The following is a 17,285-nucleotide window of genomic DNA, read 5'->3' as shown; positions in this document are numbered from 1 at the left end:
ATCGCTGATTCGTCGCCGATTCGTTCCGGCTTTGGCCGAAAAGTTAACACGCCACGCCGCAAATAGCCCGAAAAAGATTAACGCCGGTTAGGAAAGATCAACCATTTCATAATGTTGGCGGCCGCGCTCGAGTCCGTCGCGGTCGCTCTCCCGCAAAGGTTAACGACGCTCCAGAACCAGCGCGAGCTAAGCACGAAACGGGCCAGTTCACAGATTCAGCATGTGGTGAGACTCATGGTCAAAAAATCCACATATAGCCGTGAACAAAACCTGAATCAGAGCGAGTCAGTGATTCGTCGCCGATTCGTTCCAGACTCGTTCCAACGGTTAATCGGCCGCGGATTTTGACCTTGCCTGTCGTCGCGCCATCTCTTGATGGGAACATTCCGCTTTCGCTTCGCGTCTGAAATCCCTATGTGTGCCCTGTCACACGCGGCGGCACCGCCGCGTCCCCGACAACAAGCGGCAGAAAGCCTCATTTCCGAGCCGATGAATATCCAGCCGAAACCCTCCCAGCCGCTGATCCTTTCCGGCCGCGACGTGACGGCCGTGCTCGGCCCCACCAACACCGGCAAGACCCATCTCGCCATCGAGCGCATGGTGGCGCACGACACCGGCATCATCGGTCTGCCGCTGAGGCTCCTTGCCCGCGAGGTCTATACGCGCGTCTGCGAGAAGGTCGGCGCCAGCAAGGTGGCGCTGGTCACCGGCGAAGAGAAGATCGTGCCGGCGAGCGCGAGATATTCCGTCTGCACCGTGGAGGCGATGCCGCGAGAGACCGATGCCGCCTTCGTCGCCATCGACGAGGTGCAGCTCGCCGGCGACCTCGAACGCGGCCACATCTTCACCGACCGCATCCTGCATCTGCGCGGCCGCCAGGAGACGCTGCTTCTGGGCGCCGCCACCATGCACGGCATCCTGCAACGCCTGCTGAAGGGCGTCTCGGTGGTGACGCGGCCGCGGCTGTCGCATCTTGCCTACGCCGGCTCGAAGAAGCTCACCCGCCTGCCGCGGCGCACGGCGATCGTCGCCTTCTCCGCCGACGAGGTCTATGCCATCGCCGAATTGATCCGCCGCCAGCAGGGCGGTGCTGCCGTCGTTCTCGGCGCACTCAGTCCCCGCACCCGCAATGCCCAGGTGGAGATCTTCCAGTCGGGCGACGTCGACTATCTGGTCGCCACCGATGCCATCGGCATAGGCCTGAACCTCGACCTCGAGCACGTCGCCTTCGCCCAGAACCGCAAGTTCGACGGCTACCAATACCGCAACCTGACCGCCGCCGAGCTAGGCCAGATCGCGGGGCGTGCCGGCCGACACCTGCGCGACGGCACCTTCGGCGTTACCGGCCAGGTCGATCCGTTCGACGAGGATCTGGTCAAGAAGATCGAGGCGCACGATTTCGACCCGGTGAAGGTGCTGCAGTGGCGCACCGCCGATTTCGATTTTGCCAGCCTCGATGCCCTGAAACGCTCGATCGAGACCAACGCGCCGGTCGAAGGGCTGACCCGGGCACTGCCGGCGGTCGACGCTCAGGCGCTGGAACATTTGTCGCGCGACGCCGACATCAGGACGCTTGCCACCGGCAGGGAGCGCGTGGCGCTGCTGTGGGAAGCCTGCGCGCTGCCGGACTACCGCAAGATCGCGCCCGCCCAGCATGCCGACCTCATCGCCTCGATCTACATGGACCTTGCACGCCATGGCCATGTCGATGAGAATTACATGGCCGAACAGGTGCGGCGGGCCGACACCACGGATGGTGATATCGACACGCTGTCGCACCGGATCGCCCAGATCCGCACCTGGACCTTCGTCTCCAACCGACCGGGCTGGCTGGCCGATCAGCTACACTGGCAGGAAAAGACGCGCGAAATCGAAGACAGATTGTCGGATGCGCTGCATGAGCGGTTGACGAAACGCTTCGTAGACCGCAGGACTTCCGTCCTCATGCGGCGCCTTAGAGAAAATACCATGCCTGAAGCTGAAATCAGCCCAACCGGAACCGTGCTCGTCGAGGGCCATCACGTCGGCGAGCTGCAGGGATTCCGCTTCACCGCCGACCAGAGCGCCGGCGGCGAGGACGCCAAGGCGGTGCGCACCGCTGCCCAGAAGGCGCTCGCGGCTGAGTTCGAGGCGCGCGCCGAGCGCTTCGCCGCCTGCGCCAATGGCGATCTGGCATTGGGTTCGGACGGTGTCCTGCGCTGGATCGGCGCGCCGATCGGCACCCTGGTTGCCGGCGACGAGGCCTTGAAGCCGCGCCTTGTGCTGCTTGCCGACGAACAGCTCACCGGCCCTGCCCGCGACAAGGTCGCGGCGCGCGCCGAGCGTTTCGTCAATTTCCAGATCGAGTCGCTCTTGAAGCCGCTGGTCGATTTGAAGAACGCCGAGCAGCTCACCGGCATCGCGCGCGGTATCGCCTTCCAGCTCGTCGAGCATTTCGGCCTCATCAACCGCCGCGACATCGCCGAGGAAATGAAGTCGCTCGACCAGGAAGGCCGGGCGGCCCTGCGGCGCCTTGGCGTGCGCTTCGGTGCCTACCACGTCTTCGTGCCGGCGCTGATCAAGCCGGCGCCGGCCGGGCTGGTGACGCTGCTCTGGGCGCTTAAGAGCGACGGCAAGGACAAGCCAGGCTTCGGCGACGTGGTGCATGCGCTGGCATCGGGCCGCACCTCGGTGGTCATCGATCCTGCTTTCGACAAGACGTTCTACAAGCTCGCCGGCTATCGCAATCTCGGCCGCCGCGCCGTGCGCGTCGATATCCTAGAGCGGCTGGCCGATCTCATTCGCCCCGCGACCAACTGGAAGCCCGGTCTCGGCCAGCGACCGGACGGCGCCTATGACGGCCACGCCTTCATGGTGACGCCGCCGATGATGTCGATCCTCGGCGCCACCGCCGACGACATGGAAGAGATCCTCAAAGGCCTTGGCTATCGCGCCGAACCGAAGCCGGCGGCGGAGGTGAAGGCCAAGCTCGACGCGCTGGACAATGCCGCCCGCGAGGCCTCCGCTGCGAAGCTTGCGGCGGAAGAGGCCGCGCGTGCTGCACAGGCGGCAGAGACGGACGCCGTGGCAACCGACAGGGTTGCAGAGGCAACGATCGAGGGATCCGAGCCGGCTGCCGCTGTAGTTCCTGCCGACGCCATCGCGGAAGCCGCGAGGGAGCCTGACGCGAAAGACCCGGCGGAAGCGTCGGCTGCGGTCGCGGAAGAGGCTCCGCCTGTGGAGGCCGCCGCAGCGGTGGACGCTGCAGCAGCGTTTGGGTCGGCTGAAAGCGCCGACGCCTCCACCTCGATGGGGGAGGTCGCGGCGGGAAGCGACGCGGGTGGGGCTGACGGCGCCGACGATGCAGACGGCACCAACACCGCCGACGCCGGCGCTCTCCACGAGGGCGAAAGCGGTGAAGGCGCAGAGCCCCCCGCCGAGCCGGAAGAGCCGAAGCCGATCCTGCTGTGGCGGCAGGCGCGCTTCGACCATTCGCGCCCGCGCCACCGCCATGACAATCGCCGCGACAATCGTCCGCGCAACGGCCAGGCGACAGGCGATGGCCAGGCGGGTGCCACGGGTGGCCAGGCCGGCGATCGGCCAGCCCGTGAGGGCCGCCGCGACCAGCGCGACGGGGCCGGCAAGCCGCGCTTCGACCGCTCGAAGTTCAAGCCGAGACCGGAACGCGAAGGCGGCGAACGGCGCGAAGGCAGGCCGCAGGGCGAACGTGCCGATCGCCACGAGGGGGGCCGCCGCGAGGGCCGGCCGGACTGGAAAGGCAACAGGCAGGACGGCAAAGGCAATGCCGCGGGCGGCAGCAAGCCGACCTTCCAGAGCAAGCCGCGCGAGGAGCGTCCGCAGCGCTTCGATCCGGATTCACCCTTTGCCAAGCTCGCCGCCTTGCGCGACCAGCTGAAGAAATAGCCTCGGCCGGTCGCGATGGTTGGAGAAGGCCGCCAGCGCATCGACAAATGGCTGTTCTTCTCGCGTGCGGTGAAATCCCGGTCGTTGGCGGCGAAGCTCGTCGTTGCCGGGCGCGTCCGCATCAATCGCGACAAAGCAGCGCAGGCCTCCGATCTGGTCAAGGCCGGCGATGTGCTGACCATCACGCTCGACCGCCGAATCCTTGTCTGGAAGGTGCTTGGGCCTGGCGCCCGGCGTGGTCCTGCCGACGAGGTGCGGCTGCTTTACGAGGATATGTCGCCGCCGCCGACGCCCAAGGGCGAGGCGGTTCCTGACGCCATTCCGGCGCTGCGCGAGGCCGGCACCGGCCGTCCGACCAAGCGGCAGCGGCGGCAGACGGACCGGCTGCTCGGCGAGGACTAGAAGATACGACGGAACCTCGTCGCGGCAGGCGCGCGGAATTCCTTTCCGCGATGCCGGCTCAGGCGGGAAGTCCTGCCCTTGCAAGCGGCGGGCAAAGGCGTTACCTCACCAAAAAAGCCCAGCAAATACGGGAACGTCCCGGAGCCTGCGATGACCTATGTCGTGACCGACAATTGCATAAAATGCAAATACATGGACTGCATCGAGGTCTGTCCGGTCGACTGTTTCTACGAAGGCGAGAACATGCTCGTCATCCATCCTGACGAGTGCATCGACTGCGGCGTGTGCGAGCCGGAATGCCCGGCCGACGCGATCAAGCCGGACACCGAGTCCGGGCTCGACAAATGGTTGCAGGTCAATTCCGAATACGCGGAGAAATGGCCCAACATCACTGCCAAGAAAGAGCCGCCGGCCGACGCCAAGAACTTCGACGGCGAGACCGGGAAGTTCGAGAAGTATTTCTCGCCGGAGCCCGGCGAAGGCGACTGACGGCCGGGCCGGGCAAGCCGGCATGACGCCACGTAAGAGAGCCGATACAATTGCTGTCTTGACAGCCAGCGATGGCGCGTGGCGTTAGCGAATGCAGCAAAACCTTGATTCTTCCGACTTTTTGTGTTATATCCGCGAAACATGCCGGTGACACAACGTCGATTTATGGCGCTAACGCCCCAAATCACTGAAAGGTGAACTTTTCAAATCCGGACCAGAGCGATCTGGGGCAGGCAATCGCATTCGTGCGGTTTGTCGGTCCCGGCTTATTCCGGTGGGTTCACTTGTTGTGCGGCTAAAGATCGGCTTCCGCCGATCGTCTGAGTTCAGCCGGCGCCGCCATGCCGGCGCTACAACTAAGGAGTTCAGGGCGTAATGGCAACGATCACCCCGCAGAAGAAGTCCACCGCGGCCCGTCACGGGTTCAAGACCGGTGAGTTTATCGTTTATCCGGCGCATGGCGTCGGCCAGATCGTGGCCATCGACGAGCAGGAAGTCGCGGGTCACAAGCTGGAGCTGTTCGTCATCGATTTCCAGAAGGACAAGATGCGGCTTAAGGTGCCGGTCGCCAAGGCGACCTCTATCGGCATGCGCAAGCTCTCGGAAGAGGATTATGTCGATCGCGCGCTGAAGGTCGTGCAGGGCCGCGCCCGCATCAAGCGCACGATGTGGTCGCGTCGCGCGCAGGAGTATGATGCCAAGATCAATTCCGGCGACCTGATCTCGATCTCGGAAGTGGTGCGCGACCTCTATCGCGCCGACAACCAGCCGGAGCAGTCCTATTCCGAGCGCCAGCTTTACGAAGCCGCGCTCGACCGCATGGCTCGCGAGATCGCCGCCGTCAACCGCATGTCGGAGACCGAGGCGGTTCGCCTCATCGAGGTCAACCTCAACAAGGGTCCGAAGCGCGGCGCCAAGGCCGACAACGAGGAAGCCGAGCAGGAAGAAGCTGCCTGAGCTTTCGCCTGCCGAAGAACGAAGAACCCGGCCTGGCGCCGGGTTTTTTGTTGCGCGCAATATCGGAAGGTCGACGCTGCCCTCATCCGCCTGCCGGCACCTTCTCCCCGTAGTGAACGGGGAGAAGGAAGATGACGGCGTCGTTGGCGCCCATTCTTGAAACGTTGGCGATTGGCGAATGATGAAAGCGTCCTTTCTTCCCCACCACTATACGGGGAGAAATGCCCGGCAGGGCAACGAGGGGCAGCGCCAACTTATGAAGAAATCGTACCTGATCCCCCGTCGCCGGCTTCCTTCCGCGCTTCCTCCTGCCGCAGCGAGGCGATGAAGCGCTTAGTCCGCTCGCGCTCGGGATTGTCGAACACGATCGAAGCCGGGCCCTTCTCGACGATCGAGCCGGCATCGAGGAACACGACCTCCTGCGCGATCTTGGAGGCAAGTCTCAGATCATGCGTGGCCATCACCATGGTGGTGCCCTCGCGGGCCAGCTGACCCAGCACGTCGACCACTTCCTGCGCCAGCTCCGGATCGAGCGCCGAGGTCGGTTCGTCGCAAAGCAGCACGCGCGGCGACGGCGCCAGCGCCCGGGCGATCGCAACGCGCTGCTGCTGGCCACCTGACAGAGTCGCCGGCCAAGCATCGGCCTTATGCGCCATGCCGACCTTCTCGAGCAGCGCCATCGCCCGCTCGCGCGCCCGCGCCTGCGGCCATTTCAGCACCGTCACCAGCCCTTCCATGACGTTCTCGATCGCGGTGCGATGCGGAAAGAGCTGAAAGTTCTGAAACACCATGCCGGTCTGCAGCCGCACGCGCTGAATGTCCGCCGCCGGTACCTTGGCGCCCGGCCGAAATTCCAGCGTCTCGTCGCCGATGCGCAAAGTGCCCGAGGTCGGAATTTCCAAGAGGTTGATGCAGCGCAAGAGCGTGCTTTTTCCGCCGCCCGAAGGCCCGACCAGCGCCGTGACACTGCCTTCGTCGATGCTGACGGTGACACCTTTCAGGACAAGATTGTCGCCGAAGCGCTTCTCGATGTTGGTAAGGCCGATCATGCATTGGCCTCCAGGAAGCCGCCATAGCGGTTGAGCCGCACCTCCAGCCGCGCCTGCAGAGCCGACAGCACCGAGCTCATCGCCAGATAGAGCGCCGCCGCCTCGACATAGAGGATCAGCGGCTCGTAGGTGGTGGCGACGATGCGCTGCGCAGCCTGGAACATTTCGGGCACCGTTATTGCCGCCGCGAGCGAGGTGTCCTTGACCAGCGATATGAACGTATTGGAGAGCGGCGGCACCGCGACGCGGCCCGCTTGCGGAAGGATCGTGCGCCGCATCGCCTGGCTCCAGGTCATGCCGATCGAATAGGAGGCCTCCCACTGCCCTTTCGGCACCGAGCCGATGACGGCGCGGATGATCTCCGACGTGTAGGCGCCGATATTGAGCGTGAAGCCGATCAACGCTGCGGGAAAGGCATCGAGCAGGATGCCCACCGACGGCAGGCCGTAGAAGATCAGGAAGAGCTGCACCAGGAGCGGCGTGCCGCGAAAGATCCAGACATAGAAGCGCACAAGCGCGACCAGCGGTTTCGGGCCGAACAGCCTGATCAGCGCCGTCACCAATCCGGCCATAAGCCCCAAGGCGAAGGACAGCAGCGTCAGCGGCACGGTGAAGATCAGTGCCGCCCATAGCAGCGTCGGCAGCGACTCCAGCATCAATTGCAACCAGTGCGGCACGGAGCCCTTCTCCTTTCCGGACGCTGCGACCCTCTGGCCGCATGCCGAGCGACTATCAGGTAAAAATCGGCGGGCCGTCAAAGACGGCCCGCCGGAACTCAAGCAAAAGGGATGATTGGGCTTACTGCGAGACGTCCTGGCCGAAATATGTGTCGGCAATCTTCTTGTAGGTGCCGTCGGCCTTGATGTCGGCCAGCGCCTTATTGATCGCCGCCACCAGTTCCGGATCGCCCTTGCGCACGATGACACCGGAATAATCGGCATTCTCTTCCTGCGCGGCGATCTTCACATTGGCGTCGGGCTTGTGCTTCTTGAAATCGAGGAAGGACAGGCTGTCGTTGATGGTGGCGTCGGCGCGACCGGTGAGCAGCAGCTGGATCGACTGGTCGAAGCCGTCGGTGCCGACCAATTCGGCGCCGTTCTTCTCGGCGAGCTTGCCGAAATTCGAGGTCAGCGACTGCGCCGCCTTCTTGCCCTTGAGATCCGCGAATGTCTTGATGTCGCTGTTGTCGCCGCGCACGATCAGCACCGCCTTGGAGGCGATGTAGGGATCGGAGAAATCATACTTGGCCTTGCGTGCGTCGGTGATGCCGACCTCGTTGATGACGGCGTCGTAGCGGTTGGCGTCGAGCCCCGCGATCAGGCCATCCCACTTGCCCTCGAGAAACTGCACCTTGACGCCGAGCTTCTCGGCAATCGCCTTGGCGATCTCTACGTCGAAGCCGACCAGGGCGCCGGATTCGTCATGATAGGTGAAAGGCGCGTAGGTGCCCTCCGTGCCGACCTTGATCACGCCCGCCTGCTTGATCTGGTCGAGATTGGCGCCGGCATGACCGGCTGTGACTGCCAGAACCTGCAGCGTTCCGGCGACGAGAAGCGATTTGAGCCATTTCATTTTTCTGTGATCCCGTTTTGACCGGTGCCCCGGCGCATGGTGAGAGCCGCAAACTGGCAGATGGAAGCTCGAGAAATAAGGAACCAGATTTCAAAAATCGACCGTTCCAGAAATCCAGTTCTCAAAACCAGCGAAAAATCCGCCAAGCCAAGCCTCACGGATCGATAACAGAAACGTTTTCGGCAGGCATATGCATCCTCCGGCACTACGGAACCATTCGCGCTTCTGGCACGTTGCTGGCTGTTGTAGGGCGCTGCGACGTCATTTCAACCGTCATCCAGTGCAACGACCGCCAAAAGGAGCCGGCATGATCGAGGATGTGGCAGGACGGACACTGGTCCGGGCGGCAATGAAGGCTCCCTATCTCGAGCGCGACGAGGAGCATCTCCTGGCCATACGCTGGAGGGAAAAAAAGGATCAGGACGCGCTGCATCTGATCACCGTCGCCCATATGCGGCTGGTGATTTCGATGGCTTCCAAATTCCGCCACTACGGTTTGCCGCTCGGCGACCTCATTCAGGAAGGCCATGTCGGCCTGCTGGAGGCGGCTGCCCGCTTCGAGCCCGCCCGAGAAGTGCGTTTCTCCACCTATGCCACCTGGTGGATCCGCGCCTCGATGCAGGACTATATCCTGCGCAACTGGTCGATCGTGCGCGGCGGCACCAGCTCCGCGCAGAAGGCCCTGTTCTTCAATCTGAGGCGGCTGCGCGCGCGGCTTGCCAACGGCGCCGAGCCGCTCTCCAATGCCTCGCTGTACCGTGAGGTTTCGGCCGCGCTCGGCGTGCCGGAAGCCGACGTGGCGATGATGGATTCGCGTCTTTCGGCCCCCGACAGCTCGCTCAACACCCCGCTTGCCGACGAGAACGGCGCCGCCGAGCGGATGGATTTCCTGGTCTCGGAGGATCCGCTCCCCGACGAGGTCGTCGGCGAAACGATCGACGTCGAGCGCCGCGCTGTCTGGCTGAAGAGCGCGCTCGGCGCGCTCAATGCGCGCGAGCTGCGCATCATCGAGGAGCGCCGGCTGAGCGACGACGGCGCCACCCTGGAATCGCTCGGCGAGGCGCTCGGCATCTCCAAGGAACGCGTCCGCCAGATCGAAGCCCGCGCCATGGAAAAGCTGCGGGCGGCGCTGGTGAAGCAGAACCCCGAATTCCTGGCGGAAGCCGCCTGAAAGCCGAGGCAGCGACTCGAATTCGTCAGGAGGCCATCAGTCAGCCATCCCGGCGGCTTTTCTGCATCCATAGCCATGGATTGTGAATTCTTTAACAGACCCTCGCGGCGTAAACTGTCTTCCTGACTGCACCAACTTTAGCGGATGGGGGTTTGCCATGCTGCGATGCTGCGCGTTCCTTGCAGCCTTGGTTCTCGTGTGCTTCACCGCGTTCGAGGCTCACGCCGATCGAAGGGTTGCCTTGGTCATCGGCAATGCCGAATACCGAAATATTCCGGCTCTCAAAAACCCGGACAAAGATGCTCAGGACGTCGCGAACACGTTCCGGCTGGCCGGCTTCGACGTGCTCGTGGCCAAGGACTTGACCAAGCTTCAGTTCGAGGAGCGGTTCCGCAACTATCTCGCCGCGGCGGACGGTGCGGATCTGGCCGTCGTCTACTATTCCGGCCATGGTTTTCAGATCGGGGGCGAGAATTTCCTGATCCCCGTCGATGCGTCGCTGAAGGATGCCGCCGACATCGAGGTCCAGGCGATCAAGCTCGACGACGTGCTGGAGCAATTGCGCTCGAAAGCGAAGATCCAGGTGATCATCCTCGACGCCTGCCGCAACAATCCGTTCCCTCGCCAGGATTACTGGCTGAGGGACCAGCTGATCGTGGCGGGCGACGCCGGCCTTGCGCAGGTGAAGAGCTCGCTGAACACGCTGATTGCCTTCGCCACCGAGCCGGGCGCGGTCGCCTATGACGGGCGCGGTGCCCTCAGCCCGTTCTCATCTGCCTTTTCGCGCCACGCGCTGGCGCCCAACCAGGAAATCCGCACGGTGATGGCGGCCGTTCGCCGCGACGTGGTCAAAGCCACCAATGGCAAGCAGGTTCCGTGGGAGAATTCCTCGCTGGTCGACGAGGTGGTGCTGATGCGCCACGATGACGCCGAGGGTCAGGAGGTCACGGCCAAGCAGGAGCAGCCGGATCCGGAGAGCGGCATCCACCTCACCGGCGCCGCCGAGGCGATCGGAAATCGCGATATCAGCATCCCGGTTGGCGTCGGTCCGGTTTCGCTGAAGCTCGATTTCCCGAGCAACGACCCCGCGGTGAGCCTGAAGCTTGCAAGCTATCCGGCAACGGGAACGCTGTCGCTGCCGGACAGGACCCTGTCTCCGGATTCCAGCCTGAGGGCCGGTGAAATCGATAATTTGCGTTACGAGCCGCAGATCGGCTCAGCTGCTCCGGTCGAGATTGGCTTCCAAATCCGCGGCGGCAACGCGTCCAAGGCAGCGACGATGAAGCTGTCGCCGAGCGTCGACCCCTGCGACCAAGCGGCGGGCGCACCGCTCGACCTGCAGGGCGTCGCGCCCGGCCGTTTGCAGAACGAGATCGCCGGCGAGGCCGCGGAGGCCTGCGAGGCGGCGGTGAAGGCCTACCCCGATGTCGCCCGGTTTCGCTACGAGCTTGGGAGGGCGCTGCTGGCGTCCGGCAAGGTCGACGAGGCCAGGAAAGCTATCCAGGAAGCTGCCGACAGGGGGCACGTCCGCGCCACGTTCGAGCTCGGCCATATCGCTTCGTCCGGAATAGGACCGGCCGCGGACTCCGCGAAAGCGATCAGCTTTTATTCAGAAGCATCCGACAAGGGAGACCCTTATGCGATGGCCGCTTGGGGGCGAGCCTTGTTCAATGGTGTCGATGTCGAGCGGAATACCGGCAAGGGATTGGACCTGCTGCTCAAGGCGGCGGCCATGGGGCACGTCAACGCGATGAACGATCTCGCCGTGATCTTCAAGGATGGCCGCAACGGCGTGCCCGCCGACGAGGCCCGCGCCTTGGCTTTCCTCAAAGCCGGCATCGCGCGGCAAGAGGCATATTCGATGAGCATTCTCGGCCTTCCCGCGCGCAGCGCCTTAACGGTCGCAGTATGCAAGCCCAAGGTCGTGACGAAAATAGTCACCAAGGTAAAGGTTGTCCGCACACCCGCGCCGAAGACGCCGACGGTGACAGTCCCGACAGTGGTCAAACCACTGCCGACCGATACCGGACCGGCGCCCTGGCGCGGCAGTGGCGGCGATCATTCCGGGCCCAGCGGCGGCGGCCAAAGTGGTGAGGGCGGCAGCAGTGGCGGGCTCTGATTGCTGCGGCAGCCGCGCGCCCGCCGAATAGAAGCGCGCGGCTGATTCGTTGCGGAAGCACTTGCGCGGATGCCGACCCTACTTGTCGGTGACGATCTTGACCTTGTCGCCGGCCGACACGCTCGCGCCCGGCGACATTGCGTTGAGCACCCGGAACAGGTCGAGCTTTCGGTCGACGCCGACCATCTGAGCGGCAAGCGTGCCCATGTTCTGGCCGGGCTGCACAGTGACCACCCGGATATGCAGCGGCTTCAGCGCCGCCTTCTCGGCCGCGCTCAACGTGCGGAAGGAGCCGCTGACGGAGCGCGCGACAGGCTCCAGCGCGGTGCTGGCCGAGGGTGCCGCAGTCAGCAGCCGGTAGACCTGTCCGCCGGCCCGGATGACCGCGATGTCGAACTGCCACCCTTGCGCGCTGGCATGCGCCATCGCCGCCTCGTTGCCGTTGACCGTTTCCTGGCGCACGCTGGCATCGTCCAGTCCGGCGACCCAGCCGCTGCGGATATAGTCGGTGAGCGACACCGACTTGTCGATCGCCACGCCATCGAAGCGGATGGCGATATCGCCCGGACCGGTCGCGGTCACCGCGGCCGCCGAATTGTCGATGACGAAACCCTCAGGCACTGAGAACGACACGCCAAGGCCGGGATGCAGGAAGGTCTGGCCGCGCACATAGCCCTCTTCCGGCGTGTCGCCGTAGAGCAGCCCGTCTATGCCGGCGAGAAAGGCATCGCGGTCGCGCGTGCCGACGCCGGGCGGTCCGAAGTTGCGGGCGAGTCGCTGCGCCAGCTCGATGCGCTGCGGCGTGTTGGGATGCGTGGCCAGGAAGTCGAGGCTGGCATCCGTGGCGCCGCTGACCGAGCGGAAATCGGTATAGGCCGACATCGACTGCAGGAAGCGGCCGGCCGCATAGGGGTCATAGCCCGCTTCGCCGATCGACTTGATGCCGATCGCGTCGGCCTGCAGTTCCTGGTTGCGCGAAAACTGCGCAAGCCTCAGCTTGCCGCGGATGAGAGCGGCCTTGGCGGTCGGGCTGTCGCCGAGCACATCGGAGACGACCTTGGTCGCCAAGCCTTCCTCGGCCTCGAGCTGCTGCCGCTGCAACCCGTGATTGGCGGTGACGTGGCCCATCTCATGCGCGATGACGGCCGCAAGCTCGGAGGAGTCATTTGCCAGCGCCAAAAGTCCGCGCGTGACATAGAGATAGCCGCCCGGCAGCGCGAAGGCGTTGACGTTGGGCGAGTTGAGGATGGTGATGCGATAGGTCTGGGTCGGATTGGCCGAGACCACCGTCAGATTGCCGACGACCTTGGCCACCATGCGCTCGAGCTTCGGATCGGAATATTCGCCGCCATAGGTGGCGAGAATCCGCGGATGCTGCGCTTTGGCCATTTCGGCCAGCCTGGCGTTGGCGACGACATTGTCGACGGTGATCGGCTTGTCGGAGGGCTGGAAGCCGGACTCCTGCACGTCCGGCGGCGTGAACATCTGGCAGCTCGCCAGCGCCACGGCAAAGCCGGCCATCGCGAAAAATCGCGCCAGCGGCTTAGTCCATACTCTCTCGATGCCGGCCGTCAGATCGGCTTCCTTTCGTAATCTTTCGGCAAATCACGGCCCACTCGGACCAGCATGGCCGGACCTAGCCACACTCCCCCGGACAAGGCAAGCAAACGCCTGATCACCCGCGACCGGTTTGGCCGTAAATTATGTCCGCTTCCGGGCAATGTGTTGTCATCCGGCAACGCTGCCGCCTCGATCGCCGATATAGCGCCGGAAGGCCTCCGGTCCAGCACCGTCGAAGAAATCGGCGGCCGACCCTCTTGCCGCGACCCTGCCCTCGTCGACGAACGCGATCCGCTGGCCGATGCGGCGCGCGTCCTGCGGCTGGTGCGTGACGAAAAGCACGGTCATCTGTCGCTCGGCGTGGATGCCGGCCATGAGATCGAGCATGTCTTCGCGCAGCGCCGGGCCGAGCGAGGCGAAAGGCTCGTCGAGCAGAAGCACCGGACGGTCCCGTATGAGCACCCGCGCCAGCGCGACGCGCTGCCGCTCGCCGCCGGAAAGCTCGCGCGGCAGCCGCTTTTCCTTGCCGGCGAGACCGACACGCCCCAGCGCTTCCGCGACCGCGCGGTGGTCGTCGGCCGTGAGCTTGAGCGATGGCGAGCGGCCAAGCCCGACATTGCCCTCGACCGAAAGATGGGCGAACAGGTTGTTTTCCTGGAACACCATCGACACCGGCCGCGCCGAGGGCGGCGCATTGTCGACATCGATCCCGCCGATCAGCACCTTGCCAGCATTGGGTGATTCGAAGCCGGCCACCAGATTGAGCAGCGTCGACTTGCCTGAACCGCTCGGCCCCATGATGGCGGTGATCCTGCCGGCGGCGAATTCGACATCGAACCGGAAGGATGCCTCGCCATAGCTGAAGGATACGCCGTCCAACGTGACGGCCAGGCCCTTTGTGGCCGCGATGCCATTATTATCCCTCGTCATGCCTTTGCCTCCCGTCCCAGCCAGTCGGCGGCGACAACCAGCATCAGGCAGACGAGGCCGAGCAGCAAGGCCAGCCCCGCGGCGTCGGCGGTCCGGTAGCTGCCCATGCGCGCGAGTAGAAGATAGGGCAAGGTCTGGACCGAATCGCTGCCGAACAGCGCGATCACGCCGAGATCGCCGAGCGACAGCGCCATGGCGAACGCAAAGCCGGTGGCCAAGGGCCGCCGCAGCGACGGCCAGTCGACCAGCCGCAGCCGGTTCCAGCCGGAAATGCCGAGCGCCAGGCAGAGTCGCTCGTGGCGCTCGCTCGCCGCGTCATAGGCAGGGCGGACGGCGCGAATGGCAAATGGCATCGCCATCACCGCATTGACCGCGACGACCATGACAGGTGCGATGGCGAACACATCGGTGATGTTGCGCAGAGCCAGGAACCAGCCGGCGCCGATCACGATCGGCGGCACGACCAGCACGAAACCGGCGCCGGTGTCGGCGGCGTGTTCGAGCAGCGACATGGCGCCGCCCGCGCGGCGCCGCAGGGCCAGTGCGCGTCGGGCGGCAATCAGCGACAGCGACAGCATCACGCAAAGCAGCGCCGAGAGAAAGGAGAGCCCGGCGCTGGTGAGCGTCGCCCGACGCACGGCGTCCTCGCCGGCCAGCCGCCCAAGATCCGCCTCCAGCCCGGCGAGCACGGTCGCCGCCATCGGTCCGGCGACGAACAGCAGCGCAAGCACGATCAGGCCGGCATTCAACACGGCCTCGGTGGTGCTGGCCGCAAGGTAGCGGCGTGGCGCTACCGGCAGATTCGTATCGCCGGCCGTGTTGGCGCCGAGTCGCGTCAGCATGGCGACCACGACGAAGGTCAGCACGATCTGCAGAAACGTTAGTGTCACGGCCCGCGCGGGATCGAAATCGAAGCGCAGCGCCTGGTAGATCGCGACCTCCAGCGTCGTCGCCGCCGGCCCGCCGCCCAGCGTCAGCACGATGGTGAAGGAGGTGATGCACAGCATGAAGACCAGCCCGGCGACCCCAGGCAGCGCCGTGCGCAGCGCCGGCCATTCGATCAGCCGGAAGGCCGACCGAGCGTCCATACCGAGCTGGCTCGCCAGCCGCCACTGGTCGGCCGGCACGGTGCCGAGCGCCTCGAGGAACAGCCGCGTGGCCAATGGCAGGTTGAAGAAGACATGCGCGACCAGGATGCCGGAAAGGCCGTAAATGCCCGGCCATTCCCCACCGCCGAACGTGCCGAGGATGCCGGCAAAATAACCGGCACGGCCGTAGAGCGCCAACACGCCGAGCGCGGCGACGATGGCCGGCAGCGCCAGCGGCACCGTGAACAACTGCAGGATCAGGCGACGTCCGGGAAAGTTCGTTTGCCTGGACAGGGCGCGGCCGACGAACACTGCCGGCAAGACCGAAAGCAATGTCGACAGCAGCGCCTGCCAAAGCGTGAAGCGGGCGACGCGGAGCAGATAGCTGTCGAAGGCCGCGGCAGCGCTGGACGGACCGCTCGCGCCTTCGAGGATCAGGCCGGCGAAGGCGCCGCCGATGAGCAAAGTGATGGCGACAAGGGCGATGATGCCGGCGGTGATGCGAGGGTCAGGGCGCGGCGTGGATTGCACGCTGCACCACGTTGGCTCGAGCTAGCGAACGCCACGTTCCGTCGCACCCCCCTCTGTCCTGCCGGACATCTCCCTCTCTAGGAGGGAGATTGGCAGCTTTGCCGCTCTTCCTACACCGTCGGCGGCTAGCGAAATCACCGATGACCGCGAATTTCCCCCTTTGCGGGGGAGATGGCCGGCCGGACAGAGGGGGGTGCTCAAGCGCCATCCTGCGTCCTACTTGCTCATCGCCGCCAGCCATTCATCCACCCAGGCCTTGCGGTTGGCCGCCACCTCGTCCGGGCTGAACAGCAGGGTTTTGGTCGGCTTCACCAGCTTTTCGAAGGCCGGGTTGAGCGGCTTGTCGGTCTTGCCGGCCGGGAACATCCAGTTGGTCTCCGGGATGACGTTCTGGAACTTGGGACCGGTCATGAAGGCTATGAATTTTTCCGCCAGCGGGTTCTTCGCGCCGGTTTTGGTGATGCCGGCGACCTCGATCTGCAGATATTCGCCCTCATCGAAGGACGCCGCCTGATAGCGCTCGGTGTTCTCGGCCACCATGTGATAGGCCGGCGAGGTGGTATAGGAGAGAACCATCGGCGCCTCGCCCTTGGTGAACAGACCATAGGCCTCGCTCCAGCCCGGCGTCACGGTCAGCACCTTCGGCTTCAGCTTGGCCCAGGCTTCCGGGGCCTTGTCGCCATAGACCGACTTGACCCACAGAAGCAGGCCGAGGCCGGGCGTCGAGGTGCGCGGATCCTGGATGATGATCTTGTCGGGGCCGGCGCCCTCGACCAGTTCCTTCAAGCTCTTCGGCGGCCTCTTCAGCTTTTCGGTGTCGTAGACGACGGCGAAATAGCCGTAGTCGAAAGGCACGAAGGTGTCGTCTTTCCAACCGCCGGGGACATTCACATCGGCCACCGCGCCATGCGGCGCGAACAAGCCGCTCGCCTTGGCCTCGGCGGTGAGATTGGTGTCGAGGCCGAGCACGATATCGGCCTTGGTGCCGGCGCCTTCGAGCTTGACGCGGTTGAGCAGCGCCACGCCGTCGGCGACGGAGACGAAGTCGAGATCGCAGCCGCATTCGGCCTCGAACTCCTTCTTCACCGCAGGTCCGGGACCCCACTCGGCAGTGAAGCTTTCGTAGGTGTAGACGGTAAGCTTGTCTTTCGCCTCGGCAGGTCCGCCTGCCAAAAGCGAAACAAGGCCGGCTGCAAGAACAAGGTTGGACAATAGCGAGCGCATCGGCGCCTCCTTCGTTCGGTTAAAGGAATTGAGGCGTCGGATGGTCCGAAACGTCTAATCCCTCCGCCGGTACAAACCGGATCAGGTTCAGCGGGTTGGCTTTCGTTGCCTCTCAGCCGGTTCGCAAAATCAGCGTCCGGCACCCCGTTAGAGCGTTTCGAGACATAGGCCCGGCCGATGCGGCGCGCAAGCGGAAGTTTCCTGGGCATCATCATGGTTCACCACGGTAACGAAGCGCGATTCCGTTTGGACGCGCCCGCTTCCGTTTCGTGGGCCGGGCTGGTAAGGGC

The 17,285-nt window shown here is 64.6% G+C and carries 13 protein-coding genes and 1 riboswitch; of the genes, 6 read left to right on the top strand and 7 right to left on the bottom strand.

The window, feature by feature from the left end; genetic code table 11:
• Window positions 1–489: 489 nt before the first annotated feature.
• The 4 genes from CK215_RS11540 (at window position 490) to CK215_RS11525 (ending at window position 5,751) form a co-directional block, all read left to right on the top strand.
• The gene (locus tag CK215_RS11540) at window positions 490–3,903 is read left to right on the top strand and encodes a helicase-related protein (RefSeq protein ID WP_095830998.1); all 3,414 of its coding nucleotides are present in this window, start codon (window positions 490–492) and stop codon (window positions 3,901–3,903) included.
• Window positions 3,904–3,918: 15 nt separating this feature from the next.
• The gene (locus CK215_RS11535; protein WP_095830997.1) at window positions 3,919–4,305 is read left to right on the top strand and encodes an RNA-binding S4 domain-containing protein; all 387 of its coding nucleotides are present in this window, start codon (window positions 3,919–3,921) and stop codon (window positions 4,303–4,305) included.
• Between the two features lie 150 nt (window positions 4,306–4,455).
• The gene (gene fdxA / locus CK215_RS11530; protein ID WP_095830996.1) at window positions 4,456–4,794 is read left to right on the top strand and encodes a ferredoxin FdxA; all 339 of its coding nucleotides are present in this window, start codon (window positions 4,456–4,458) and stop codon (window positions 4,792–4,794) included.
• A gap of 375 nt (window positions 4,795–5,169) precedes the next feature.
• Window positions 5,170–5,751: a CarD family transcriptional regulator gene (locus CK215_RS11525; RefSeq protein ID WP_040974338.1), complete on the top strand. Its 582-nt coding sequence runs from the start codon at window positions 5,170–5,172 to the stop codon at window positions 5,749–5,751.
• Between the two features lie 254 nt (window positions 5,752–6,005).
• Here CK215_RS11525 and CK215_RS11520 read toward each other — a convergent pair whose 3' ends face one another.
• From CK215_RS11520 to CK215_RS11510, 3 genes are all read right to left on the bottom strand, one after another.
• A complete protein-coding gene (locus CK215_RS11520; protein ID WP_095778115.1) occupies window positions 6,006–6,800 on the bottom strand; it encodes an amino acid ABC transporter ATP-binding protein in 795 nt (264 codons plus the stop codon).
• Window positions 6,797–7,477: an ABC transporter permease subunit gene (locus CK215_RS11515; RefSeq protein WP_067001871.1), complete on the bottom strand. Its 681-nt coding sequence runs from the start codon at window positions 7,475–7,477 to the stop codon at window positions 6,797–6,799. Before CK215_RS11515 ends, CK215_RS11520 begins: the two co-directional genes overlap by 4 nt.
• A gap of 121 nt (window positions 7,478–7,598) precedes the next feature.
• Complete coding sequence (locus CK215_RS11510; RefSeq protein WP_095778113.1) at window positions 7,599–8,372, bottom strand: amino acid ABC transporter substrate-binding protein; 774 nt, start codon at window positions 8,370–8,372, stop codon at window positions 7,599–7,601.
• 307 nt (window positions 8,373–8,679) lie between these two features.
• Between CK215_RS11510 and CK215_RS11505 the strand changes: the two genes are divergently transcribed.
• Both CK215_RS11505 and CK215_RS11500 read left to right on the top strand, forming a co-directional pair.
• A complete protein-coding gene (locus tag CK215_RS11505; RefSeq protein ID WP_067001865.1) occupies window positions 8,680–9,543 on the top strand; it encodes an RNA polymerase factor sigma-32 in 864 nt (287 codons plus the stop codon).
• A gap of 241 nt (window positions 9,544–9,784) precedes the next feature.
• A complete protein-coding gene (locus CK215_RS11500; protein WP_245418663.1) occupies window positions 9,785–11,662 on the top strand; it encodes a caspase family protein in 1,878 nt (625 codons plus the stop codon).
• A gap of 78 nt (window positions 11,663–11,740) precedes the next feature.
• On the opposite strand, the gene CK215_RS11495 is transcribed toward CK215_RS11500, so the two are convergent.
• From CK215_RS11495 to thiB, 4 genes are all read right to left on the bottom strand, one after another.
• Entirely contained in the window at window positions 11,741–13,183 is a 1,443-nt protein-coding gene (locus CK215_RS11495) for a M48 family metalloprotease (protein ID WP_095778111.1), read from the bottom strand.
• Window positions 13,184–13,390: 207 nt separating this feature from the next.
• Window positions 13,391–14,152 (bottom strand): thiamine ABC transporter ATP-binding protein, encoded by a 762-nt coding sequence (gene thiQ / locus CK215_RS11490; RefSeq protein ID WP_067001857.1) that lies wholly within the window; start codon window positions 14,150–14,152, stop codon window positions 13,391–13,393.
• On the bottom strand, window positions 14,149–15,771 hold the full coding sequence (gene thiP / locus CK215_RS11485) for a thiamine/thiamine pyrophosphate ABC transporter permease (protein ID WP_095830994.1): 1,623 nt from the start codon (window positions 15,769–15,771) through the stop codon (window positions 14,149–14,151). Before thiP ends, thiQ begins: the two co-directional genes overlap by 4 nt.
• A gap of 216 nt (window positions 15,772–15,987) precedes the next feature.
• Window positions 15,988–16,995 (bottom strand): thiamine ABC transporter substrate binding subunit, encoded by a 1,008-nt coding sequence (gene thiB, locus CK215_RS11475; RefSeq protein WP_095778108.1) that lies wholly within the window; start codon window positions 16,993–16,995, stop codon window positions 15,988–15,990.
• A gap of 41 nt (window positions 16,996–17,036) precedes the next feature.
• A riboswitch (TPP riboswitch) is annotated at window positions 17,037–17,152 on the bottom strand.
• Window positions 17,153–17,285: the final 133 nt, after the last annotated feature.

This window comes from Mesorhizobium sp. WSM3864, assembly GCF_002294955.1.
GTDB lineage: Bacteria > Pseudomonadota > Alphaproteobacteria > Rhizobiales > Rhizobiaceae > Mesorhizobium.
Note: the sequence above shows the minus strand (reverse complement) of the source record. Positions and strands in the feature narration are given on the sequence as shown.